19 protein-coding genes are annotated in these 24,118 nt (G+C 75.5%); 12 read left to right on the top strand and 7 right to left on the bottom strand.

Translation table 11 applies throughout. The features are described from left to right. Positions 1–2 precede the first annotated feature (2 nt). Positions 3–1,781 (bottom strand): gamma-glutamyltransferase family protein, encoded by a 1,779-nt coding sequence (locus QRT03_RS14930; protein ID WP_286054374.1) that lies wholly within the window; start codon positions 1,779–1,781, stop codon positions 3–5. 162 nt (positions 1,782–1,943) lie between these two features. On the opposite strand from QRT03_RS14930, the gene QRT03_RS14925 reads away from it, so the two are divergent. The 6 genes from QRT03_RS14925 to nudC all read left to right on the top strand — a co-directional run bounded on the left by QRT03_RS14925 (position 1,944) and on the right by nudC (position 8,436). Next, positions 1,944–2,348, top strand: coding sequence for a DoxX family protein (locus QRT03_RS14925; protein WP_286053687.1), 405 nt, complete (start codon positions 1,944–1,946; stop codon positions 2,346–2,348). Between the two features lie 10 nt (positions 2,349–2,358). Further along, the gene (locus tag QRT03_RS14920) at positions 2,359–3,783 is read left to right on the top strand and encodes a M20/M25/M40 family metallo-hydrolase (RefSeq protein ID WP_286053686.1); all 1,425 of its coding nucleotides are present in this window, start codon (positions 2,359–2,361) and stop codon (positions 3,781–3,783) included. A gap of 224 nt (positions 3,784–4,007) precedes the next feature. Continuing rightward, positions 4,008–4,673: a hypothetical protein gene (locus QRT03_RS14915; protein ID WP_286053685.1), complete on the top strand. Its 666-nt coding sequence runs from the start codon at positions 4,008–4,010 to the stop codon at positions 4,671–4,673. A gap of 9 nt (positions 4,674–4,682) precedes the next feature. After that, the gene (locus QRT03_RS14910; RefSeq protein ID WP_425604845.1) at positions 4,683–6,008 is read left to right on the top strand and encodes a M16 family metallopeptidase; all 1,326 of its coding nucleotides are present in this window, start codon (positions 4,683–4,685) and stop codon (positions 6,006–6,008) included. Further along, the gene (locus QRT03_RS14905) at positions 6,005–7,393 is read left to right on the top strand and encodes a M16 family metallopeptidase (RefSeq protein ID WP_286053684.1); all 1,389 of its coding nucleotides are present in this window, start codon (positions 6,005–6,007) and stop codon (positions 7,391–7,393) included. The genes QRT03_RS14910 and QRT03_RS14905 overlap by 4 nt, the downstream gene beginning before the upstream one ends. Positions 7,394–7,425: 32 nt before the next feature. Continuing rightward, on the top strand, positions 7,426–8,436 hold the full coding sequence (gene nudC, locus QRT03_RS14900) for an NAD(+) diphosphatase (protein WP_286054372.1): 1,011 nt from the start codon (positions 7,426–7,428) through the stop codon (positions 8,434–8,436). 61 nt (positions 8,437–8,497) lie between these two features. On the opposite strand, the gene QRT03_RS14895 is transcribed toward nudC, so the two are convergent. After that, positions 8,498–9,457, bottom strand: a complete 960-nt coding sequence (locus QRT03_RS14895) for an Lrp/AsnC family transcriptional regulator (RefSeq protein WP_286053683.1) — start codon at positions 9,455–9,457, stop codon at positions 8,498–8,500. A gap of 129 nt (positions 9,458–9,586) precedes the next feature. On the opposite strand from QRT03_RS14895, the gene QRT03_RS14890 reads away from it, so the two are divergent. Further along, on the top strand, positions 9,587–10,996 hold the full coding sequence (locus QRT03_RS14890; protein ID WP_286053682.1) for a DHA2 family efflux MFS transporter permease subunit: 1,410 nt from the start codon (positions 9,587–9,589) through the stop codon (positions 10,994–10,996). A 97-nt stretch (positions 10,997–11,093) separates the two neighbouring features. Here the strand turns inward: QRT03_RS14890 and QRT03_RS14885 are convergent, their stop codons facing one another. Together QRT03_RS14885 and QRT03_RS14880 are read right to left on the bottom strand one after the other, a co-directional pair. Beyond that, positions 11,094–11,354, bottom strand: coding sequence for a mycoredoxin (locus tag QRT03_RS14885; RefSeq protein WP_286053681.1), 261 nt, complete (start codon positions 11,352–11,354; stop codon positions 11,094–11,096). Between the two features lie 25 nt (positions 11,355–11,379). Next, positions 11,380–14,682 (bottom strand): bifunctional proline dehydrogenase/L-glutamate gamma-semialdehyde dehydrogenase, encoded by a 3,303-nt coding sequence (locus QRT03_RS14880; protein WP_286053680.1) that lies wholly within the window; start codon positions 14,680–14,682, stop codon positions 11,380–11,382. A gap of 85 nt (positions 14,683–14,767) precedes the next feature. On the opposite strand from QRT03_RS14880, the gene QRT03_RS14875 reads away from it, so the two are divergent. The 3 genes from QRT03_RS14875 to QRT03_RS14865 all read left to right on the top strand — a co-directional run bounded on the left by QRT03_RS14875 (position 14,768) and on the right by QRT03_RS14865 (position 18,462). Then, positions 14,768–15,508, top strand: coding sequence for a helix-turn-helix domain-containing protein (locus tag QRT03_RS14875; RefSeq protein WP_286053679.1), 741 nt, complete (start codon positions 14,768–14,770; stop codon positions 15,506–15,508). 4 nt (positions 15,509–15,512) lie between these two features. Continuing rightward, complete coding sequence (locus QRT03_RS14870; protein WP_425604844.1) at positions 15,513–17,630, top strand: ATP-dependent DNA helicase UvrD2; 2,118 nt, start codon at positions 15,513–15,515, stop codon at positions 17,628–17,630. 514 nt (positions 17,631–18,144) lie between these two features. Continuing rightward, positions 18,145–18,462 carry a WhiB family transcriptional regulator gene (locus QRT03_RS14865; RefSeq protein ID WP_286053676.1) on the top strand — a complete coding sequence of 106 codons (318 nt, stop codon included), beginning with the start codon at positions 18,145–18,147 and terminating at the stop codon, positions 18,460–18,462. Positions 18,463–18,517: 55 nt separating this feature from the next. Here the strand turns inward: QRT03_RS14865 and QRT03_RS14860 are convergent, their stop codons facing one another. Further along, positions 18,518–19,831: an ABC1 kinase family protein gene (locus QRT03_RS14860; RefSeq protein ID WP_286053675.1), complete on the bottom strand. Its 1,314-nt coding sequence runs from the start codon at positions 19,829–19,831 to the stop codon at positions 18,518–18,520. Then, positions 19,821–20,780, bottom strand: a complete 960-nt coding sequence (locus tag QRT03_RS14855; protein ID WP_286053674.1) for a TOMM precursor leader peptide-binding protein — start codon at positions 20,778–20,780, stop codon at positions 19,821–19,823. The genes QRT03_RS14860 and QRT03_RS14855 overlap by 11 nt, the downstream gene beginning before the upstream one ends. A gap of 56 nt (positions 20,781–20,836) precedes the next feature. Between QRT03_RS14855 and QRT03_RS14850 the strand changes: the two genes are divergently transcribed. Next, on the top strand, positions 20,837–21,397 hold the full coding sequence (locus tag QRT03_RS14850) for a M48 metallopeptidase family protein (RefSeq protein ID WP_286053673.1): 561 nt from the start codon (positions 20,837–20,839) through the stop codon (positions 21,395–21,397). A 1-nt stretch (position 21,398) separates the two neighbouring features. Here the strand turns inward: QRT03_RS14850 and QRT03_RS14845 are convergent, their stop codons facing one another. Beyond that, positions 21,399–22,874: a zinc-dependent metalloprotease gene (locus tag QRT03_RS14845; protein WP_286053671.1), complete on the bottom strand. Its 1,476-nt coding sequence runs from the start codon at positions 22,872–22,874 to the stop codon at positions 21,399–21,401. Between the two features lie 127 nt (positions 22,875–23,001). Between QRT03_RS14845 and QRT03_RS14840 the strand changes: the two genes are divergently transcribed. Next, entirely contained in the window at positions 23,002–24,027 is a 1,026-nt protein-coding gene (locus tag QRT03_RS14840) for a YlbL family protein (protein WP_286053670.1), read from the top strand. Positions 24,028–24,118 lie beyond the last annotated feature (91 nt).

Below are 24,118 nucleotides of genomic sequence, written 5' to 3'. Positions count from 1 at the left end.
GATCACCTTCCCACCGCGTACCCCTGCATGCCCCGCGGGTTGGCCGCGCCCCACAGCACCCCACGGTCGCGGTCGATCCCGACCGCCGAGAGCCGGCCCAGCGACCAGTCGCCCGCCCGCGTCACCCGGTGCCCCCGCCGTTCCAGGCCGGCGATGACCGCGTCACCGAGCCGGTCCTCGACGACGGCCCCGCCCGGCTCCCGGTCGCGCGGCCAGAACGAGCCCGGCGACGACGTCGTGTGCAGCGCGGGGGCGTCGATCGCGGCCTGCGGCGACCACCCGCCGACGAGGGTGCGGAGCAGGTAGAGCAGCTGCCACTGGTCCTGCTGGTCGCCGCCCGGTGACCCGACCGCGACGAGGGGGCCGCGGTCGTCGAGCACGAGGGTGGGGGTCAACGTCGTCCGCGGCCGACGCCCTGGCGTCAGCGTCGACGGCAGGCCCTCCTCGAGCCACGTCATCTGCAGCCGGGTGCCGAGCGCGAAGCCGAGCTCCGGGATCGTCGGGGAGGACTGCAGCCACCCGCCCGACGGCGTCGCCGAGACGAGGTTGCCCCACCGGTCCGCGACGTCGAGGTGGCAGGTGTCGCCGCGCATCTCCCCGTGCGACGACGTCCGGGGTTCTCCCGTCGCACCGCTCGCCCCGGGCTCCCCGCCGATCGTCACCGTCGGCTCGCCGACCGCCGACCCGCCCGACACCCCCGGGGCCAGGCCTGCGGTCGCGAGCTCCGCGAGGCGCGGGTCCCGCCCGCCGACCCCGCCCGGTCGGACGTCGGACGAGGCCTCGTCCGCGATGAGTGTCCGCCGCCGGGCGACGTAGTCCGGGTCGAGCAACTCGTCGACCGTGATCGGGGAGGCGTCGCCGAACCAGGCCTCGCGGTCGGCCTGCGCGAGCTTGATCGCCTCCAGGACGCGGTGCGCGCCCTCCTCGGTCGACGGGTCGGGCGGGTCCGGCTCGAGCAGGGCCAGCATCTGCAGGAGAGCGGGACCCTGCCCCCACAGCGGGGTCTTGGCCACGCGGTACCCCCGGAAGGTCCCGACGGCGGCGTCGGTCACCGACGCCCGCCAGCCGGCGGAGTCCGCGACCGTGAGCACGCCCGCGTGGTCGGTCCCCGAGGCGTGGCGGTGCGGGGTCCGGCAGAACGCCTCGATCGCCTCGGCGACGAACCCCTCGGCCCAGACGGTCCGGACGGCGTCGACCCGGGCCTCGCGCGTCGGCCCCTGGGCGGTGTCGGCCAGCCGGTTCAGGGTCGCCGCCCAGGCCGGGTTGCGCAGCACCTGCCCGGGCGCGGGCGGGCGGCCGCCGGGCAGCCACAACGCGGCGCTCGAGGGCCAGTGCCCGGTGAACAGGTCGGCCACCGCGGCGATGGTCGAGCCGACCCGCGCGACGGCGGGGAAGCCGTCGCGGGCGTAGTCGATCGCCGGCGCGACGACGTCGGCGACCTCCCAGGTCCCGTGGTCGCGCAGCAGGAGGAGCCAGGCGTCGGTCGCGCCCGGGATCGCGGCGGCCAACGCGCCCGAGCCGGGGACGCGGTCGAGGCCCTCGTCCCGGTACCGCGCGGCGGAGGCCGCGGCCGGTGCCGGGCCCTGCCCGTCGAGGACCCGCGGGGTCTCCTCACCCGCCGTCGTGAAGATCGCGGTCAGGTCCCCGCCGGGCCCGTTGAGGTGCGGCTCGACGACCTGCAGGACGAAGGCCGCGGCCACCGCGGCGTCGAAGGCGTTCCCGCCGCGCTCCAGCACGCCCATCGCGGTCGCGGACGCCGCCCAGTGGGTGGACGCCGCCATCCCGACGGTGCCCTCCAGGGTCGGGCGCGTGGTGAAGGCCGGCGGGCGGGAGAAGGTCACCCGCCGATGGTCGCGCACGATCCCGCCCGAGGTGCAGTACGAAAAAACAACTCTGAACTACGGTATTGACACCACGACGCGCTGAGCAGCAGGATCGTCCCCATGAGCACCCTCACCGCCGCCCCTGCCGCCTCCCGCTCGCGCGCCGTCACGATCGGCCTGTGGGTCCTCCAGGTCCTGCTGGCCCTGATGTTCGTCGTCGGCTCCGGCCTGCCGAAGCTCTGGGGCGACGCGTACGCGATCCAGCTCTTCGCGGAGCTCCCGGGCGGCCAGGTGCTCCGCTACGTCGTCGGCGTCCTCGAGATCGCGGGCGGCATCGGCCTGCTGGTCCCGCGGGTCACGGCGCTCGCCGCCGCGTGCCTCGCGGCGCTGATGGTCGGCGCCACGATCGCGCAGCTGTTCTTCCTCTCCGTCGGCTTCTGGTACACGCCGGTGATCCTGGGCGTGCTGCTCCTCGTGGTCGCGGTGGTGCGGCGGCACGAGATCCGGGCCCTCGTCGCGGACTAGCGTGGGGCGGGTGACCAGCACGATCGAGCCGCTCTCCGGAACCGTCGAGCAGACCGAGGTGGCGGCCCGGGCCGACGCCTTCGTCGCCGAGCTCTCCGAGTGGCTGCGCATCCCGTCGATCAGCGCCGACCCCGACCACCACGGCGACGTGGCCCGCTCCGCGGAGTGGCTCGCGGCCACCCTGCGCCGGGACGGGTGGCCGACGGTGGAGGTGTGGTCGGACACCGCGGCCCTGCCCGCGGTCTACGCCCACTGGCCCGCCGCCGACCCCGCCGCGCCGACCGTGCTGGTCTACGGCCACCACGACGTGCAGCCGGCCGACCTCGACGACGGGTGGTCCTTCGCCCCGTTCGACCCGCAGGTGGTGGGGGAGGAGCTGCGCGGGCGCGGCGCCTCCGACGACAAGGGCCACATCGCGATGGTGCTGCTGGGCGTCCGGGCGCACCTCGCGGCGACCGGGGCGAGCGCGCCCGCGGTGTCGCTGAAGCTGCTGGTCGAGGGGGAGGAGGAGTCCGGCTCCGCGCACCTCGCCGAGGTCCTCGCCGCGCACGGCGACGCGCTGGCGTGCGACGAGATCGTCGTGACCGACACCGGCATGGTCGACCGGGAGACGCCCACCGTGTGCTGCGGGATGCGCGGCCTGGTCGACCTCGAGGTGGTCTACCGCGGCGCCTCGGTCGACCTGCACTCCGGCCAGTTCGGCGGGGCGGTGCCGAACCCGGTCACCGAGCTCGCCCGGCTGGTCGCGACCTTCCACGACGAGGACGGCCACATCGCCGTCCCGGGGTTCTACGACGACGTCCGCGAGCCGACCGCCGAGGAACGCGCGGCCTGGGCGGCGCTGCCGTTCGACGAGCCCGCGTGGCTCGCGGGATCCGCGGCCGGGGCGATGGCGACCTCCGGCGAGGCCGGCTGGTCGACCTACGAGCGCCTCTGGGCCCGCCCGACCGCCGAGGTCAACGGCCTGCACGGCGGCTACGCCGGGCCGGGCCACAAGACGATCGTGCCGCACTCGGCGACGCTGAAGATGACGTTCCGGCTGGTCGACCACCAGGACCCGGCACGCATCAAGGCCCTCCTCGAGCGCTACGTCGCCGACCGCGTCCCGGCCGGGATCGACGCGGAGGTCTCCACCGGCGGGCCCGGCGTGCCCCCGCTGATCTGCGACCTCGACTCCGACCTGGTCGCCTCGATCCGCGAGGCGATGGGCATCGCGCTCGGCGCCGAGGTCCTCCCGGCCCGCGAGGGCGGCAGCGGGCCGGAGGCGCTGCTGACCGAGGCCCTCGGCGCCCCGCTGGCCTTCCTCGGCGTGATGCTGCCGGGCGACCGCATCCACGCCCCGGACGAGCGCGCCGTGCTGCCCCTGCTGCTGCGCGGGGCGGAGTCCGTGGCACACCTGTGGCGGCTGCTGGCCGCTCGTGGCCGTCGACCCTGATCGAACGGCACTCTCGCGCGCGTAGATGCAGCGAGAGTGCCGTTCGTTCGTTCCGGAAGGGTCCCCGTAGCCGGCACCCACCGTCAGCGGGGGGCCACCGCCGACCGGTGGTCGATGCGCCGGTCGGGACGGAATCGCGGCGGGTAGGTGTACCAGCCGGTCGCGGTGGGTACAGCCGGGGATCCCTCCATCGGGTCCGGCGCCTCGGGAGCAGAATCCCACCCGTGTCACTCTCGGTCGACGGGCTCCCGTCACGCGCCTCCACGCTCGCGCGTCCCCGGGTCGCCGAGAGTGATCAGCGTTCCACCCGCACCCTCGTGCTGCTCGTCGCGCTGGCGCTCGGGGCGATGGCCGTCGTCGCGCTCGTCGTGCCGCGCGTGCCCGCCCTCGCGCAGGTCATCGGCCTCGCCCCGGCGCCCGCGGCCGCTCCGGTCGCGCCGCCGGTGACGGCCACCGCCGTCGTCGTCGCCACCGCGTCCTGCCTGTCGCCCGACCCGCACGACCGGGTCACCGTCGACGTCGGCGGGGTGCTGCGCGCGGCGGTCCTCGACGGGTGCGGACGCAGCCCCGGCTTCCCGGTCGCCGTCGAGGTCCCCGCCGACGGCGCGATCGTCGCCCCGCTCGCCGTCGCGGGCACGGGGGGCCACGGCGCCCCCACGACGACCGACGTCGGCGGCGACACCGTCTCCCCCCTGGTCGCGCGCCTCGAACTCGCCCTCGCCGTCGCCGCGGCGCTCGGCGCCGGATCGCTCGTGGTGACCCTGGCTCGCCGGACGACGCCCGCCCGTCGGCCTGCACCCGCCCGCCGTGCGACCCGACCGACCCGTCGCGCCGCCGGTCGATCCGCCCGGAACGCCGTCCCCGCCCAGCGCACCCACCGTCGCCGTTAGGGTCGTGGGGTGAGTACGGCCCCCACCTCGACAGCCCCGGCCGCCCCGCGGTCGCCGGGCGCGGAGCGACAGCGTCTGACCCTCGGCAACGGCCTGCGGGTGCTCCTCGCGCCCGACCGGACCAACCCCGTCGTCGGGGTCGCCGTCCACGTCGACGTCGGGTTCCGCAGCGAACCGGAGGGGCGCACCGGCTTCGCGCACCTCTTCGAGCACCTGATGTTCCAGGGCTCGGAGAGCCTGGAGAAGCTCGCGCACTTCCGGCACGTCCAGGGCTCGGGTGGGGTGTTCAACGGCTCCACCCACCAGGACTACACCGACTACTTCCAGATCCTCCCCGCCGGCGCCCTGGAGCGCGGCCTCTTCCTCGAGGCCGACCGGTTGCGTGCGCCGAAGCTCACCGCGGAGAACCTCGCGAACCAGATCGACGTGGTGAAGGAGGAGATCCGCCTCAACGTGCTCAACCGGCCCTACGGCGGCTTCCCCTGGATCCTGCTGCCGCCGGTGCTGTACTCGACCTACCCCAACGCCCACAACGGGTACGGGGACTTCCGCGACCTCGAGACGTCCACCCTGGACGACGCCGCGGCCTTCTTCGACGCCTACTACGCCCCGGGCAACGCCGTCCTGACCGTCGTCGGCGACTTCGACCCCGACGACGCCGCGGCGCTGGTCGAGCGCCACTTCGGGGACATCCCGGCGCGCCCGGTGCCCGCCCGGCCGTCCTTCGGCGAGCCGGTTCCCGACGGCGAGCGGTACGAGTCCGTCGTCGACCCCCACGCGCCCCTGCCCGCGCTGGCGCTCGGCTACCGCCTGCCCGACCCCGCGGCGGACCTGCGCGGCTACCTCGCCCACGCCGTCCTCGGGAGCCTGCTCACCGACGGCGAGGCCGCCCGGCTGACCCAGCGCCTCGTCTACGGCGACGGTCTGGTCACCGACGTCTCCGCCGCGGCCGGGCTCATGGGCGCGCCGCTCGACGCGCGGGACCCCGACACCTTCACCGTCACCGCCGTGCACCCGGACTCCGTCGACCCGCGGCAGGTCGTCGACGCCGTCGACGCCGAGCTCGCGCTGCTCGCGGAGAAGGGACCGGAGCCCGAGGAGCTGCGCCGGGTCACCGCCCGGTGGGCCAGCGCCCTCTACCGGGAGCACGACCGGCTGATGAACCGGATGCTGGCCCTCGGCTCGGCCGAGCTCGTCCACGGTCGGGCGGAGCTCTCCGACGAGCTGCCCGCCGAGATCGCCGCCGTCACCCCCGAGGCCGTCGCCGAGGCCGCGGCCGCCCTGCGCCCGGACTCCCGCGCCCTGCTCGTCCTCACCCCGGGAGCCCAGGCATGACCGCCCCCACCACCGCCGACCGCCGCTCCGCCGAGGAGATCGGCCGCACCGAGGCCGGGCCCCGGGAGCTGCCGCCGCTGCGCCCGCAGCCGGAGGTCCCGGCCCCCGACGAGGCCGACACGGTCCTGACGACGGGTCTGCGCGTCATCGCGGTCCGCCGCCCGGGCGTGCCGATGGTCGAGGTGCGGCTGCGCATCCCCTTCTCCGGCGAGGGCTCCGAGGACCCGCGCTACGCCGCCGTCGCCGAGGTGCTCGCGTCCACGGTGCTCTCCGGCACCACGCGACGCAGCCGGGTCTCGCTCGACGACGACCTCGCGGGCGTCGGCGGCGAGATGGGCTTCTCGGTCGACCCCGAGCGGCTCGCCGCCGCGGGCCACGCCCTGGCCGACGGGCTGCCCACCCTGCTCGACGTCCTCGCCGACGTGCTCGCCGGCGCGACCTACCCCGCCGACGAGGTGACCCGGGAGCGCGAGCGGCTCGCCGAGCGCATCCAGGTCGCGTCCGCGCAGCCGTCGGTGATCGCGCGCCGGGCGCTGCAGCGCCACCGCTACGGCGACCACCCGGTCACCCGCGAGATGCCCGAGGTCGACGACGTCGCGTCGGTCACCCCGGACGACCTCCTCGCGACCCACCGGCGCAAGGTCGTGCCGCGCGGCTCGGTGCTCGTGCTGGTCGGCGACATCGACCCCACGACCGCCGTCGCCGCGGCGGAGGCGGCGCTCGCGTCCTGGGACGCCCCGGGCGAGGCCGGGCTCCTGCCCTCGCTCCCGGCCCTGCACGGCTCGGAGCTGCTGCTCGTCGACCGCCCCGGCGCCGTGCAGTCCCAGCTGCGGCTCTCCGCCGCCGCGGTCGCGCGGACCGACCCGCGCTATCCCGCCCTGCAGCTGGCGAACCTGGCCTTCGGTGGCTACTTCTCCTCGCGGCTGGTGGAGAACCTGCGCGAGGACAAGGGCTACACCTACCACGCGTCGTCGTCGCTGGAGTTCGACCCGTACGGCGCCGCGCTGCTCGTCGAGACCGACTGCGCCTCCGAGGTGACCGCCCCCGCCCTGCTCGAGATGCGCTACGAGCTCGGCCGGGCCGCGGTGGTCCCGCCCAGCGAGAGCGAGCTGGAGTCGGCCCGGCGCTACGCGGTCGGCTCGCTGCTGATCTCGCTGAACACGCAGGCGGGGCTGGCGTCCACCCTCGCCGGTCTCGCCGGGGTCGGGCTGGACTCCGGGTGGGTGCGCGAGCACCCCCGGCGCCTGGAGGCGGTCACCCCCGACGAGGTCGCGGCCGCGGCCGTCGAGTTCCTGGCCCCGTCCCGGTTCACCGGTGTGGTGGTGGCGGACGCCGCCCGGTCGGCCGAGTCGTTGCGCGCCCTCGGTGGTATCAGGGTCCCGTGACGATTCCGTCGGCCTCCACTGCCGGCCCGGACATGCGGGCGGCGTTCCACCTCGACTCCCTGCCCCGGCTCTCCCGCTCCACGGTGGACCGCCGCGAGCAGGTGCGGGGCGACCCCGACCACGTCGCCGCGACGTGGCCGCTCGCCCGCGTGGTGCGGGTCGACCCGCAGGGGCGCACCCCGGTCAGCGAGCAGCCGGACGGGTCGCTGCAGCTCGTCGACTCCCCGTCCCGCGACTTCGGGGACGCCATTCCCGACGGTGCGGTCCTCCTGGGTGAGGAGGAGGGGACAGCGTTCTGGGGTGTGCGGGTGCCCGACGCCGACGCGGCCAACGACGCCGGCTCCGGGTTCACCTCCACCGAGCTCTGGCGGGACCTCCGGGTCTCCGGCGGCGATCTCGACGCCCGGTCGGCCGGGTTGCTGACGACGGCCGTGGCGCTGCTCTCGTGGCACGAGCGCGCCCGGTTCTGCGCCCGCGACGGCTCGCCGATGCGGGCGATCAAGGCCGGGTGGGCGCAGCTCTGCGCCGCGAACGACCACGAGGAGTACCCCCGCACGGACCCCTCGATGATCTGTCTCGTCCACGACGGTGCCGACCGGGTCCTGCTGGCCCGCCAGCCGATCTGGCCCGAGGGGCGGTACTCGGTGCTCGCCGGGTTCGTCGAGGCCGGGGAGTCCCTCGAGGCGTGCGTGGCCCGCGAGTGCGCCGAGGAGGTCGGGGTGACCGTCTCGACGATCACCTACCTCGGCTCGCAGCCGTGGCCGTTCCCGCGCTCGCTGATGATCGGGTTCTCCGCGGTCGCGGACCCCGAGCAGTCCCTGCGCCTGCAGGAGGGCGAGATCGAGAACGCCCGCTGGGTGACCCGCGCCGACCTGCGCGAGGCCCTGGAGGCCGGCGACTGGATGACCCGCGAGGGCGAGGGATCCGGCGCCCGCGGGGTCGGCGGCACCGCGTTCGAGGCCGGCGACGGGCGCGACCTCATCCTGCCCGGCGGGGTGTCGATCGCCCGGGCGATGCTCGAGGCGTGGGCGACGGCGGGCTGAGCTCGTCCGGATGTCAGCAGTGCGGCCACGCTGACACCGGACGTCACATCCGGACGACGTATCAGCGCGCGGCGTACACCGTGTCCGCCGCCTTGACCGTCCGGATCACCGGGGCCGACTCGACCGCGGTGACGCCCGGGAGGGCGGCCACGGACGTCGTCAGGTACCGGTAGAAGGCGGCGGGGCCCGTCGTCGCCACCGACGCGTACACGGTGGTCCGGCCCGTCGTCGCGGCGGCGAACGGTACTTCCGGATGGGCCGCGAGCGCCCGCCCGACCTCGTCGAGACGGTCCGGCAGCACCGCGAGGTAGAGCATCGTGCGCAGCGGCTGGTCGTGCACCGCCGGGGCGACGTCGACGTCCAGGTAGAGCACCCCGGCGGCCCGCAGGTCGGCGAGCCGCCGCCGCACCGTGGACGCCGACGTCCCGCACGCCCGCGCCATGTCCTCGACCGGCGCCCGCCCGTCGACCCGCAGCAGACGGAGCATCCGGCGGTCGATCTCGTCCAGGACCGGCGTGCGGTCGGCCGGTGGTGACGCGGCGGTCAGCGCGCCGATCTGGTCGGAGGTCAACGGGCCGACCTTGGTGTAGGGCTCGCGCGCCCCGCCGTAGAACACGTGCAGCACCTGGTGCGCGGAGACGTCCAGCACCCGGGGCGTGCGGGGGAGGCGACCCAGCAGCAGATCCCCGTCCGCCTCCGACGCCCGCCACGAGCAGAGGACCTCGGTGCCGCCCGAGGTCAGGCTCACCCACGACGTGTCCGGGCGGCGCGCGAGGGCGTCGGCGACCTCGGACGCGGCGTCGGGCGTGCACCGGGCGCGCACCATCCACTGGTCCTCGCCGACGACGGCGGGGTCGCTCGCGCCGATCACCCGCAGGGCCTGGGCCGAGCGGAGGCGGGCGTAGCGGCGCGCCACGGTCTGGTCGGAGACCCCCAGCACCTCGGCGACCCGCCGGAACGGGGCCCGCCCGTCGATCTGCAGCGCCTGGATGAGCGCCCGGTCCAGCACGTCGAGTTCCACCGTGGACGTCCTCGTCGATGTCGATGACCGCCGGACCGGCCTCCTCGGCTCGTTCGGACCGACGCGTGGTGTCGAGGATCGTCGCAGCTGGCGACACCGGTCGTCGAGCGAGAACCGAGGAGGAACGACATGTCTCGCTGGTGGCCCCTGGTGGCGATCTGCCTGGGCACCTTCATGCTGCTCGTGGACGTGACGATCGTGAACGTGGCCCTGCCCGCGATGGCCGGGTCGCTGGACTCGTCCTTCGCGGACCTGCAGTGGGTGATCGACGGCTACGCGCTCGCGCTGGCCGCCCTGCTGATGGTCACGGGCTCGCTGGCGGACCGCTTCGGGCGGCGCCGGCTGTACCTGACCGGCCTGGTCGTGTTCGCCGTCGCCTCGCTGGCCTGCGGAGTCGCCCCGAGCGCGGGCGCCCTGGTCGCCGCGCGGGTGGTGCAGGGCGCGGGTGGCGCGGCGATGTTCGCGACGACGGCCGCGCTGATCGCCGCGAGCTACCACGGCCGGGACCGTGGTACGGCGTTCGGCGTGTGGGCCGCCGTCAACGGCCTGGCCGCGGCGTGCGGACCGCTCGTCGGCGGCCTGCTGACCGAGGCGTGGGGCTGGCGGGCGATCTTCCTGGTCAACCTGCCCGTCGCCGCGATCGCGGTCGCGCTGACCCTCGCGGTGCTGGCCCGGGACGCCCGGATCACCGGCGCCGTCCGGATCGACCTCGCCGGCGCCGCGGCCTTCACCGTCGCCGCGACGGGCCTCGTCTACGGCCTGATCGAGGCGGGCGACACCGGGTGGGGCGCACCGACCACGGTCCTGAGCCTGGTTCTCGCCGCCGTCGCGGTCGGCGCGTTCGTGCTGGTCGAGCGCCGGGCCGAGCATCCGATGCTCGAGCTCGCCCTCTTCCGGAACCGTTCGTTCACCGCGCTCATGGTCGCGGCGGCGGTATTCTCCGGCGCGGCGTTCGCGCACCTCGCGCTGGTCTCGCTGTGGCTGCAGGAGGTCCTGGCGCTCTCGCCGATCCGGGCGGGGCTCGCCGTCGTGCCGCTGTCCGTCGCGGCGTTCGTGGTGTCCGCGGCGGCGGGACGGTTCCTCCACGGCGGGTCACCCGCGCGTCCGGTCGGCGGCGGTCTCGCGCTGATCGGGCTCGGGGTGCTGCTCCTGACGGTCGTCGGCGACGGCTCGGGGCCCTGGGCGCTGCTCCCCGGGCTCGTCGTCAGCGGTCTCGGCGTCGGACTCGCGACCCCGGTGCTGGTCTCCGCGACCCTCGCGATCCTCCCGCCGGCGAAGGCCGGCGTCGGCAGCGCCGCGGTGAACACCTTCCGCCAGCTCGGGCTCGCCGTCGGCCTCGCGGTGCTGGGCACCGTGTTCGCCGGCCACGCCGACCCGACCGACCCCCGCTCGTCCGGCTACACCGACGGCCTCGACGCGGTCTTCCTGACGGCGGGTGTGGCCGCGCTCGCGGCCGCCGTCCTCGTCGTCGTCCTGGTGCGTCGGCCGACGTCGGCGCCGTCGGCCCCGGTGGAGCGAAGGGTCCCCTCGCTCGACTAGACCGGCGAAGGGCGCCCATCGCCCACCGGCCCCGGAACGAGCGAAGGGCCCCTCCGGTCGGATAGATCGACCGAAGGGGCCCTTCGCTCACCACGGCTCACGCGCCCGACGCGGCCTCCGCCTTCGCGAGGGCCGTCTTCACCTCGCCGAAGCTGGGGTTGGTCGCCGCGGAGCCGTCCGGGTAGACGACCGTGGGCACCGTGCGGTTGCCGCCGTTGATCCGCGTCACGATCTCCGCGGCATCCGGCGTGCGCTCGATGTCGATCTCCTCGTAGCCGATGCCCTCGCGGTCGAGCTGGCTCTTGAGCCGTCGGCAGAACCCGCACCAGCTGGTCGTGTACATCGTCATCTGCGCCATGTCCGGCACAACGCGCGCGACCGCCTCAGGCTTCCACGTGACCGAAACGGTGCCGGGTGATGCTGACCGCCTGCTCGCGCAGCACCGTGAGCATCTCCCGCCGACCGTCGGCCAGCACCGGCCCCTCGACCAGCGATGCGCCCACCTCGGCCGCGCGGCGCCGCAGCGCGTCCGTCGCCGCCCCGACGACCCGCAGACGTTCTCCCGGCGCCGGCACGACCTCCGGGGTGACGTCGGCGACCGGAACGCCCGCGCAGGCGCCCGCGAGGCGGAGCCGCACCACGTCGCGGTCGGCCGCGCCGTCGCCGACCACCACCCGGAGCCCCGGCAGCGGCCGGTACCGGAAGACGTTGGCCTCCGCGGCGATGCCCGTCGGGTCGTGCTCCACGCCGAACTCCTCCCGCCACCAGTACGCGTCCGAGCCCGCCGCCGCCCGCAGCCACGCGAGGTCCTCCGCGGGCACCGCCGACGCGACCGACGCGAGCAGCCCGGAGGCCGCCCGCCCGAGCGGGGCGGACTCCGGCATGGCGACGTCGGCCCACGTCCCGAACTGCGCGACGTAGTTCGGGCCCCCGGGCTTCGCGCCGGGCCCCACGACCGAGCCCTTCCACCCCCCGAACGACTGCCGCTGCACGATCGCCCCGGTGATGTGCCGGTTGACGTACGCGTTGCCGACCTCGACCCGCTCCATCCAGTGCTCGACCTCGTCCCGGTCGAGCGAGTGCAGGCCCCCGGTGAGCCCGTAGCCGGTCGCGTTCTGGAGCTCGATCGCCTCGTCGAGAGTGGTGGCACTCATCAGCCCGAGGACCGGCCCGAAGCACTCCGTGAGGTGGAACCACGAGCCGGGGGCGACACCCTCACGCACCCCTGGAGTCCACGTGCCCACCTCGACCCGGCGCGGCTCCACCAGCCACGACTCCCCGGGCTCCAGCGTGGTCAGCGCCCGCTCCAGCTTGGGCGAGAGCTCACCGACCAGCGGTCCCATCGTCGACGACAGGTCGGTGCCCGGACCGACCCGCAGCGTGCGCACGGCGTCGAGCAGCTGACGGCGGAAGCGTCGCCCGACCTTCGAGCGCGGGTCGGCCACCGACCCGACGAGGATCGCGAGCGAGGCCGCCGAGCACTTCTGGCCGGCGTGCCCGAACGCCGAGCGCACGAGGTCGGCCACCGCGAGGTCCGGGTCGGCCGCCGGCGTGATCACCAGCGCGTTCTTCCCGCTGGTCTCCGCGACGACGGCGAGGTCCGGGCGCCAGGAGCGGAACAGGGCCGCGGTCTCGCTCGCACCCGTGAGCACCACCCGCTCGACGTCGGGATGGGTCACCAGCCGGCGCCCGGCGTCGCCCTCGTCGGTGTGCACCAGCTGCAGCGCGTCCGCCGGGATCCCGGCCGCGTGCAGAGCGGCCACCCCAACCTCCGCGCACGCCCGGACCTGCGGTGCCGGCTTGATGACGACGGCGGCACCCGCCGTCAGCGCCGCGAGGCAGCCGCCGAGCGGGATCGCGACCGGGAAGTTCCACGGCGGGGTCACGACGACGACCCGGGCCGGGGTGAAGCGCTCAGGATCGAGCTCCAGCGCCCGGTCGGCGTAGTAGGCCGCGAAGTCGACCGCCTCGGAGATCTCCGGGTCGGCCTCCGCGACCGTCTTGCCCGCCTCGTGGACCATCGTCGTCAGCAGGTCCGTGCGGGCCACGGCCAGGGAGCGGGCCGCCCCGCGCAGCAGTCGGGCGCGCTCGGCCGGAGGCACGTCCCGCCACGTCGACGCCGCGGCGCGGTCCACCACGGCGTCCACATCGGCCGGGTCGGTCAGCTCCGGCGCGCCCACGACGGCGGGTGCGGCCCCGACCGCCCGCCGGGCCCAGTCGCGGTTCGCGCCCAGCGACGGATCGGTGTCAGGCTCGTTGCGGAACGCGGTCCCGACGACGGGGACCTCCGTCGACCGGTCCTGGGTGCGGCGCGGGGAGTCGGCCACGGCGTCGTGCTCGGCGACCGACGCGCGGAACCGGCCGAGGTAGGAGGCGGGACCGTCGTCGGAGAACATCGCGTACAGGTAGTTCTCGTGCCCGGCGTTCTCCTCCAGGCGGCGGACGAGGTAGCTGACCGCCGCATCGAAGTCCTCGGCGTGCACCACCGGCGTGTAGAGGACCAACCCCGACTCCGGCAGATCCGCCGCGACCGCCCGGGCCTGCGCCGGGGCCATCCCCTGCAGCATCTCGACGTCCATCTGGGCGGAGACGCCCCGGGCCGCGGCGAGCTCGACGGCCAGCGCGACGTGGTGCAGGTGGTGGCTCGCCACGCCGATCCGCAGCGCGTCGGCGAGCTCCGGGCGCAGCGCCCGGTCGAGCAGGCGCACGTAGTTCGCGTCGACCTCGGCCTTCGTGGCGTACGGGGCCTGCGGCCAGCCGTGCAGCGCGGCGTCCACCCCCTCCATCGCCAGGTTCGCGCCCTTGACCAGCCGGACCTTCACCGGCGCGCCCCCGGCGTCGACCCGGCGTCGGGCGAAGGCCGCGAGGTGCTCCAGTGCGGCGACGGAGTCCGGGAGATAGGCCTGCAGGACGATCCCCGCCGAGTACCCCCGCAGCGACGGCTGGTCGAGCAGGGCGGTGAAGAGCGCGACCGTGAGGTCGAGGTCCTTGTACTCCTCCATGTCCAGGTTGACGAAGACGCCGTGGTCGCGCGCGGTCTCGAACAGCGGCGTGAGCCGCCGGACCAGCCGGTCGCGGCTGCCCTCGAGGTCCCACGGCACGAGCTGGCTGGCCACCGACGAGGCCTTGACCGACACGTAGTCCACGTCGTCACGCCGGATCAGGTCCAGCGTGCGCGCCAGCCGCCGGTCGGCCTCGTCCTCACCGAGGACCGCCTCGCCGAGCAGGTTGAGGTTCAGCCGGAACCCGTCCGCCCGGGCCGCCGCGAGGCGCCGCCGCAGCGCCCGCCCGGACGCGTCGACCACGAGGTGCCCGACGAGCTGCTGCAGCCGGCGCCGGGCGAGCGGGACGACGAGCCGCGGCGCCCGGGCTGCCAGGGCGGCCCCGGCCCGCAGCATCAGACGGTCGAGCGCGGAGGCGAACCCGGGCAGCGTAGCGCCGCGGCCGGCGATCCGGGCCAGCTCGCGCGCGGCCACGGTGTCGTCCTCCGGGCGGGCGACCCGGTCGACGAAGTGCATCGCGAAGTCGACCCCGGCGGGATCGTGCACGAGGGAGGCGAGCCGACGGGTCGCGGCGTCGTGACCCGCATCGTCGCTCGCCGCGGACCACCGCGCGGCCCGGGCCTCCGCGCGCCCGACCATCGCGTCGTCGATCACCGGGCTGCCCAGCACGACCTGCTCGCTCATGGGTCCACTGTCCACCCGACCCCCGACAGTCTTCTTGTCCGAATCCGGCGCACCGGCCGCCGCGGGGCACCAACGCGCGAGGAGGATGCCCCGGGTGGAGGTGCCCGCCGACGCGCTCGTCGCGCTGTTCGCCGAGCTGACGGGCGTGATGTTCTGCGCGAAGGACGCCGACGGGCGCTACACCGAGGTCAACGACGCCTTCGTCCGGCGCACGAACCGGCGGGACCGCTCGGGCGTCGTCGGCCGCCGCGCGCCCGAGCTGTTCGTGCCCGCGCTGGCCGAGCGCTACGAGGAGCAGGACCGGCGGGTGCTCGCCGAGGGCCGGGTCCTGCGCCACGAGCTCGAACTGATCCGCCGCGAGGGCGGGGTCCCGGGCTGGTACCTGACGACGAAGGTGCCGGTGGTGGCCCACGGCGTCGCGGTCGGCGTCGTCAGCGTGTCCGAGGACCTCCGCTCGGCCGACGAGACCGACCCCGGGATGCCCGCGCTGTCGCGCGTCGTCGACCTCGTCGCCCGCCGCCTCGACGACCCTCCGCGCGTGGAGGAGCTGGCGGCCACCGCCGGCCTGTCGACGTCCGCCCTCGAACGTCGGATGCGGGCGGTGTTCGGGCTCGCCCCGACCCAGTTCGTGCTCCGCGCCCGCATCGACCGGGCCCGGTCCCTGCTCACCACCACCGACCTCCCGCTGGCCGGGATCGCGCTGGCCTGCGGGTTCTACGACCAGCCCGCGTTCACCCGCCAGTTCGCCCGGCTCGCGGGCGAGACCCCGGGCCAGTTCCGACGACGGGCCCGGCCGGTCGGGCCCCACGATGTCGGGGGCGGTTGAGACGATGGAGGACGTGGCGGCGGACCGGAGTGCGACCGACGGACTGGATCCCGAGCAGAAGGCGGCCGTCGTCGCCCCGCGCGGTCCGGTCTGCGTGCTCGCCGGCGCCGGCACGGGCAAGACCCGCACGATCACCCGGCGGATCGCGCACCTGGTGCGCACCGAGCAGGTCCGTGGCGGTCAGGTCCTCGCGGTGACCTTCACCGCCCGCGCCGCGGGGGAGATGCGCACCCGGCTGCGCGATCTCGGCGTCGGCGGGGTGCAGGCCCGCACCTTCCATGCCGCGGCGCTGCGCCAGCTGCGCTACTTCTGGCCCCGGGCGGTCGGCGGCGACGCGTGGCCGCTGATCGAGAACAAGGTCCGGTTCGTGGGGCAGGCCGCGCAGCGGGCGGGAGCGGCCACGAACCGCGAGTCGCTGCGGGACCTCGCGAGCGAGATCGAGTGGTCCAAGGCGTGCCTGATCGCCCCGGACCGCTACGCCGAGGCCGCCGCGAGGGCCCAGCGCGACTCCCCGGCCCCCGTCGAGCAGGTCGCGCAGGTCTACGCGACCTACGAGGAGCTCAAGAACCGGGCCGAGCAGCTCGACTTCGAGGACCTGCTGATCCACACCGCCGGGGCCCTGGAGGAGACCGCGGAGGTCGCCGACGAGTTCCGGGAGCGCTACCGCTGCTTCGTCGTCGACGAGTTCCAGGACGTCACGCCCCTGCAGCACCGGCTGCTCGACGCCTGGCTCGGCGGGCGGGACGACCTGACCGTGGTCGGCGACGCGAACCAGACCATCTACTCGTTCGCCGGCGCGAGCCCGTCCTACCTGCTCGACTTCCCCCGCCGGCACCCCGAGGCCGAGATCGTCCGGCTGGTGCGCGACTACCGGTCCACCCCGCAGGTGGTCGCGGCCGCGAACACCGTCATCGGCGCCGCCCGCGGTCGCGCGGCCGGGACCCGGCTGCGCCTCGAGGGCCAGCGCCCGCCCGGGCCGACGCCGGACTTCGCCGAGCACGACGACGAGCCCGCCGAGGCGGCGGCCACCGCACAGCAGATCCGGGAGCTGATCGACGACGGTGTGCCCGCTGCCGAGATCGCGGTGCTGTTCCGGATCAACGCCCAGTCCGAGGTCTACGAGCAGGCACTCTCCGACGTCGGGATCCCCTACCAGGTCCGCGGCGGCGAGCGGTTCTTCCAGCGGACCGAGGTCAAGAACGCGATCGCGACGCTGCGCACCCTCGGCACCCGGCTCGAGGGCGGGCCGGAGGGGGTCGCCGGTGCCGACGTCGTCACCACCGTCCGTGCCGTGCTGGGCGAGCAGGGACTCACCGACGTCCCGCCCGCCGGCAGCGCCGCCGACGGCGCGCAGCGCCAGCGCTGGGAGTCGCTGCGCGCGCTCGCCGAGCTCGCGAGCGACCTGGTCGAGGCGGTCCCCGAGGCGACCTACGGCGCGTTCCTCGCGGAGCTGGGCACCCGGATGCAGGCCCAGCACCCGCCGACCGTGCAGGGCGTCACGCTGGCCTCGCTGCACGCGGCGAAGGGCCTGGAGTGGGACGCGGTGTTCCTGGTCGGGCTCGTCGACGGGACGCTGCCGATCCAGCACGCCGACGGCGACGACGAGGCGGTGGAGGAGGAGCGCCGCCTGCTCTACGTCGGCGTGACGCGCGCACGCGTGCACCTCCGGCTCTCCTGGGCGCTGGCGCGGCAGTCCGGTGGCCGCCGCTCCCGTCGGCGCAGCCGCTTCCTCTACGGCCTGGTGCCCGAGGACCACCCGGCCGCCCGCAAGCCGGGGTCCGGGGTCGACGGCGGCCCGAGGGCGAAGGTCGCGAAGGCCGGGTGCCGGGTCTGCGGCAAGGTGCTCGCCGACGCGGCGGCCCAGAAGATCGGGCGCTGCACCGAGCACCCCTCCGACGTCGACGTCGAGCTGCTCGACGCCCTGCGCAGCTGGCGCTCGAACGAGGCCAAGCAGCGCTCGGTGCCGGCCTACGTCGTGTTCACCGACGCCACGCTGGTCGCGCTCGCCGAGCAGCGTCCACAGGACACGAAGGGCCTCGTCACGATCCCCGGGATCGGGGCCTCGAAGCTGGAGCGTTACGGCGACGACGTCCTCACCATGGTCCGCGAGCACGCGGGCTGACGACTTTCTCGGCGAATCTCCGGTTAATTCCGTTGCGGCCTCCACACGGAGGCCCCTAGGTTCGTCAGCACTCCCGGCGCGCACGTGTCCGGGGTCGAGACGAGGGGGTGTGCCACCGATGAAGAACGTGTTCACGGGCATGCCCGTCTCCAGCGCCGTCAGCGTCTTCGCGACGGCGGACGTCTGCAGCTGGTACCGCACCGCGCCCGATGCGTTGATCCGCACCCGCGCGTTCGCGGCCGTGCCGGCAGGTCCGGTCACAGGGGGAGAGGTGTCCCCGGCGACGGGACTCCCGGGCTCCCGCCCGGCCGGCTCCCCCGCCCCGCAGCGTCACGTCGTTCTCGACCCTCAGCGTCCGCGCCTGATCGGTTGTCAGCCCCAGGGCTGACACCGAACGCTCTCCCAGGCCGCGGACCCACTCCGGTCCGCGGCCTTCGTCGTCGTCCCACAGGACGTCGGCTCCGCGGTCCGGGTGACCACCAGACGAACACCCCCGCCGTTGGAGGTCCGACTCATGTACTCCGTGCCCACCGCCCCCGACATAACCCGGTCGGTCTCCCTGCCCTGCCGCACGGAGCCCGACGACCTCTGGTTCTCCGACAGCCCGGCCGAGCTCGAGCAGGCCAAGGTGCTCTGCGCGGCCTGCCCGATCCGTCGGGCCTGCCTCAGTGGAGCCCTGGAGCGCCGCGAGTTCACCGGGGTGTGGGGCGGCGAGATCCTCGACCGCGGCGCCGTGATCGCGCGCAAGCGTCCCCGGGGCCGGCCGTCGAAGGCCGACCTCGCGCGGGACGCCGAGATCGCGGCTGCCCGGGCGGCGGCCGGCGTGGCGTGACGCCCCCGGCCCCGTCCCGGCGAGGGACCCCCGACCACCCGGGGGTCCCTCGCCCCTACACGTCGAAGCCGGGCTGCCAGTCCCGGAAGATCGAGCGCAGCCCGATCTCGGCGTCCAGCTGACACAGCACCGCCACCGAGGCCAGCGTCACCCGGTGGATCAACAGGTACTGCGGCGGCAGGTTCAGTCCGCGACCGGTCTCGAACTCGGGGCGCCGCAGGTCACCGAGCCGCTCGGCCTGCCCGCGGATCCACTCGCGGGTGAAGTGGAACTTCTCGGTGCGCAGCGGGTCGACCAGGGGCCCGAGGTAGGCCATCGCCCGCTCCGCGGACATGTCGGTGTCGGGCAGCACGAAGTTCAGGTCGCGCAGCAGGTCCAGCAACTCGTCGGAGCGGTCCTCGACGGCGAGGGCGAGCATCTGCCCCAGCTCGAGGGGCAGCCCGTCGGGCAGGCGGGCGACGGCCCCGAAGTCGATCACGCAGAGCCGGCCGTCGGGCAGGACCTGGAAGTTCCCGGGGTGCGGGTCGGCGTGCAGGAGCCCGACCCGGGCGGGCGCCGAGAAGTGGAACGTGGAGAGCAGCGTGCCGACCCGGTCCCGCTCGTCCGGCTCGCCGACCCGGATGACCTGCGAGAGCGGCGTGCCCGTGATCCACTCCGAGACCATCGCCTTCGGCGCCGACGCGACCACGCGGGGCACCACCACGTGCTCGTCGCCCTCGAACGCGGCGGCGAACGCGCGCTGTGCGTCGGCCTCGTCGCGGTAGTCGAGCTCCTCGGCCATCCGGTCGCGCAGTTCCTGGAGCAGGGGCTTGATCTCCATCCCCGGCACCATCGGCTGGATGACGCGCGCGAAGCGCTGCAGCTGGCGCAGGTCGGCCATCACGGCCTCCTCCGCGCCCGGGTACTGGACCTTGACGGCGACCTCGCGTCCGTCGCCCCACACCGCGCGGTGCACCTGCCCGATGCTCGCGGACGCGGCCGGGGTGTCGTCGAACTCGCGGAACCGCTCCCGCCAGCCCCGCCCGAACTGCTCGGCGAGCACCCGGTGGGTCCGGGCGGTCGGCATCGGCGGCGCCGCGGTCTGCAGCCGGGTCAGGGCCTCGCGGTAGGGCTCCGCCAGCTCGTCGGGCACGGCGGCCTCGAAGACGGACAGGGCCTGCCCGAACTTCATCGCGCCGCCCTTGAGCTCCCCGAGCACCGCGAACAGCTGCTCGGCGCCGCGGCGGGCCACGTCGGCGGAGATCTCGCCGGCGTCCCCGCCGGCGAGGCGGCGACCCCAGCCGGCCGCCGTGCGCGAGGCGAACCCCAGCGGCAGGGAGGCCAGTCGCGCGGATCGTTGGACCGTGCGGCGCGGGATCTCATCGGACACGCCCCCGATTCTCCCCCGCCCGCGCGGCCGGGGCGCGCGGAGGTGCGCCGGTACACGGACACGAGGGATGCGGTGGGCACGCCCGACGGACCCACGTGCCGCGGGTCGGGTCGACCTCCTCGACCGCCTCGCGCAGGGCCGGCCGACCCGCCAGGTACTCGAGCACCTGCCCGACGACGAGGCCCGCGACGACCGTCGCCAGGGCCACCGGGACCGACGTCGCGAGGTCCGCCCGCTGCGCGTCGAGGTCGCCCCGGGCGGGGTCGGCGTCCTCGCGGTGGCGGTCGGCGCAGCGCAGGCACGACGTGCGTCCTGGCACGACGAGCGGCCCCACCACGCCCACCGGGTCGTGCACCGTCACCGCGAGGTGGGGCTGGTGGCGGGCCTGCAGCGGCGCCGTCACCGCGCGGTCGGCGACGGCCGCCCCGGTGAGCACGACCAGGTCCGGACGACGGCGGGTCGGCTCGGCCACCGCGACCCCGGGCGCGGCCCGGGCCACGGCGGCCGCCGCTGCGAGGACCGCCGGGTGACCGACCTCACCGTGGTCCAGGCCCGTTCCCGGGTCGCCGGGCCCCACCGGACCGGACGCCCGCACCGCGACCCGCCCGACGCCGGAGGCGGCCAGCACCGTGGCGATCGCGACGCCCGTCCGGCCCGCGCCGTGCACCCGGACGTAGGCCTGCCGGACCGTGCGCTCGCCCGGCGGACGCAGGAGCCGGGCGGCGCCCAGCTCGGCGAGCACCTCCCGGACGTCCTCGGGCCGCGCCCCGCGCGCGACCGCGGTGGCGACCGCCCCGTCGGGCGAGCTCCGCAGAGCAGCCAGCAGGACGCGCAACGGCGGGTCCAGGCCCTCGAGGACGGGCGCGTCGAGGTGGTCGCCGAACTGGGCGGTGGTGGCGTCGCGCCACCGCGGAGCGGTGGTCAGGTGCGGGACAGGGCTGGTCGTCACACCCGTTCCGACGCACGACGGCGGCCTCCGGATCCACTGACCTACGGTGGACCGCCGTGGAGGCTCCCCGGGTCGTCGTGAAGCGCAGCGCCAGGCGGAAGCGCACCGTGGACGCCCGGCGCGAGGGCGACACCGTCGTCGTCTCGATCCCGGCTTCCATGAGCCGGGCGCAGGAGGAGCGCTGGGTGAGCGAGATGCTCGCGCGGATCGAGCGGTCGGAGGCGCGGCGCCGCCCGGGGCGGACCGCCGGCGACGCCGACCTGGCCGCCCGCGCCGACCGGCTGGCCCACGAGCACCTCGACGCCGTCGGCCCGGACGGCCGGTGGCCCCGGCCGGTCTCGGTGCGCTGGGTGGCGCCGATGCGCACCCGATGGGCGTCCTGCACCCCGAGCGACGGCACGATCCGGGTCAGCGAACGGCTCCGCGAGGTGCCGGGGTGGGTCCTCGACCACGTCCTGGTGCACGAACTCGCGCACCTGCGCGAGTCCGGCCACGGCCCCGCGTTCCGCGCCCTCGAGGCGCGCTACCCGCGTCACGAGCGCGCGATCGGCTACCTCGAGGGGCTGTCGGCCGGCGCGGGCCTGGAGATCGGCCCCGAGCCGGACGAGGAGGGCTGAGTCAGCCCTCCGAGGACCCCGAGGACCCCGATGACCCCGATGACCCCGGCGACGACCCGTCGTCGGGACCGTCCTTCTTCTCCTGCTCGGCCTTCATCTCCGCCTCGAGGCGGGCGATCGGGTCGTCGAGGTCGGTGAAGGAGCCCTCGGCGGAGTCCCCGGAGAGCTCCGACCGGCCGCGGACGAAGGCCGCCGGGTCGTCGAGGTCCTCCGCAGTCGGGAGCAGGTCGGGGTGGGCCCAGACGGCGTCCCGGCCGGCGACGTCGCGCTCCTCGCCGAGGCGGCGCCACAGCTCCGCGGCGTCGCGCAGCCGACGGGGGCGCAGCTCCAGCCCGACGAGCGTGGCGAAGGTCTGCTCGGCGGGGCCGCCCGAGGCGCGGCGGCGACGCATGCTCTCGCGCAGGGCGCCCGCGCCGGGCAGCCGGTCGTCGATCGCCTGGGCGACGACGTGGTCCACCCAGCCCTCGACCAGCGCGAGCAGGGTCTCCAGCCGCGCCAGCGCGGCCTTCTGGGCCTCGGTGGTCTGCGGCTCGAACAGCCCCGAGGACATGGCCTGCTCGATCGCGGCGGGGTTCGACGGGTCGAGGTCGCGGGCGAGCTCCTCGATCCGCGACGTGTCGATCGAGATGCCGTGCGCGAACTCCTCGACGGTCGCGAGCAGGCGCTGGCGCAGCCACGGCACGTGGCCGAACAGGCGGTGGTGGGCGGCCTCGCGTGCGGCCAGGAAGACGAGCACCTCGCCCGCGGGCCGGTCGAGGCCCTCGGTGAAGCGCGCGACGGCGTCGGGCAGCAGCGCCGCCGTCCCCTCGGGGCCGAGCGGCAGGCCGACGTCGGAGGAGGTCAGCACCTCGCCCGCGAGCTGGCCGAGCGCCGAGCCCAGCTGCGACCCGAACGCCATCCCGCCGACCTGCGAGATCATCCCGAGCATCGGCCCGGCCATCTCGCGCGCCTCGGCGGGCAGGCCCTCGACCCACGCGCCGGCGACGCGCTGGGCCACCGGGTCGCACAGCCGCTGCCAGGTGGGGATCGTGGCGTCGACCCAGTCGTCCGGGGACCAGGCGGTGACGGTCGCGGCGCCCGAGGGCAGCGTCGTGGCGTCGTCGAGCCACAGCTCGGCGAGCCGCACCGACTCGACGATCGCGTTCTTCTGCTCCGCGGTGGGCGCGCCCTTCACCGTGATCTGCTGGTGCGCCATCTGGGCGGCCAGCTTGTAGTTCACGGGGCCGGAGCCGCCACCGGCGCCGCCGGAGGCCGACAGCATCTGCCCGAGCTGGCTGAGCATCTGGCCGAGCTGGCCGATGTCGAAGCCACCGGCACCGCCCGGGCCGCCGGGGCCGCCGCCGAGGGCGCCGAAGGGATTGCCGCCCGGGCCGAAGCCGAAGCCCTGGCCACCCTGGCCGGACCCGCCCTCGCCGGCCCCCTTGCGGCGCTCGTCGTCGGGGTCGGACGGGCCGAATCCGAAGGGCAGGTCACTCATGGCGTCCACGGTACGCGCGAGCGTGGACGGCGGGCCCGTCCCGCGGGGACCGCACGGAACGCCCACAGCGAACACCCGGTGAGCCCTCATCCGCGCCCCACAGGAGCGATCACTACCCTCGCCGCCCGTGACCCGGTTGCGCGCGACCCTGGCCCTCGGGCTCGTGCTCGCCGCGGTCCTGGGCCTGACCGGCGCGACGGTGCGCGTGCCGTTCGTCGCCCTCGGCGACGGTCCGACCTTCGACGTCCTCGGCGCCCAGGACGGTCGGACGATCATCGAGGTGACCGGACCCGTCCCGACCTTCCCGACGACGGGTCAGCTGCGGATGACGACGGTCGCCGTCACCAGCCAGGTCACGCTCTTCGGGGCCGTCGCGATGTGGCTGACCGGCTCGCACGAGGTCGTCCCCCGGGAGCAGGTGTACCCGACCGGCCAGTCGAGCCAGCAGGTCGACGCCGAGAACACCCGGCAGTTCACGCAGTCCGAGGACGACGCGCAGGACGCCGCGCTGCGCTACCTCGGCTACCCGAGCTCGGTCGAGGTCGGCGACGTCACCACCCCGGGGCCGTCGGTGGGCGTGCTCGCGCAGGGCGACCGGATCGTCTCCATCGCGGGCCGGCCGGTGTCCACCCCGCAGGACGTGGTCGACGCGGTCGGGGCCGCCCGCCCCGGCAGCCCGCTGCCGCTGGTCGTGCGCCGGGGCGAGCAGCAGTCGACGGTGACGGCCACCGTCGCGCCGCGGCCGGGGGACGTGTCGAAGGGCTACCTCGGCATCACCGCGGCGGCGGTGGTCGACGCACCGGCCTCGATCCGGATCGGGCTGGCCGACGTCGGTGGTCCGTCGGCCGGGCTGATCTTCGCCACGGCGATCGTGGACAAGTTGACCCCCGGGGACCTCACCGGCGGCCGGGACATCGCGGGGACGGGCACGATCGACGCCTCCGGTCGGGTCGGTCCGATCGGCGGAATCCGCTTCAAGATGGACGCGGCGCGCGCCGACGGGGCGACCACGTTCCTCGTGCCGGCGGGGAACTGCTCGGAGGCGGTGCGGACCGCCCCGGACGGACTCACCCTGGCGCGCGTGTCCGACCTGCGCGAGGGTGTGGCCGCCGTCGAGGCGGTCGCGGCCGGCCGGACCCCGCCGACCTGCTGAGACGCGCCCCACGGCCCGACCGCGCACGGAAGGCGAACCGGACGAGTCCGGCCACAGGGAACCCACACGTTCGCAATAGAGTTCTCCCAGC

Origin of the sequence: Actinomycetospora termitidis (genome assembly GCF_030286555.1) — a bacterium.
GTDB lineage: Bacteria > Actinomycetota > Actinomycetes > Mycobacteriales > Pseudonocardiaceae > Actinomycetospora > Actinomycetospora termitidis.
Note: the sequence above shows the minus strand (reverse complement) of the source record. Positions and strands in the feature narration are given on the sequence as shown.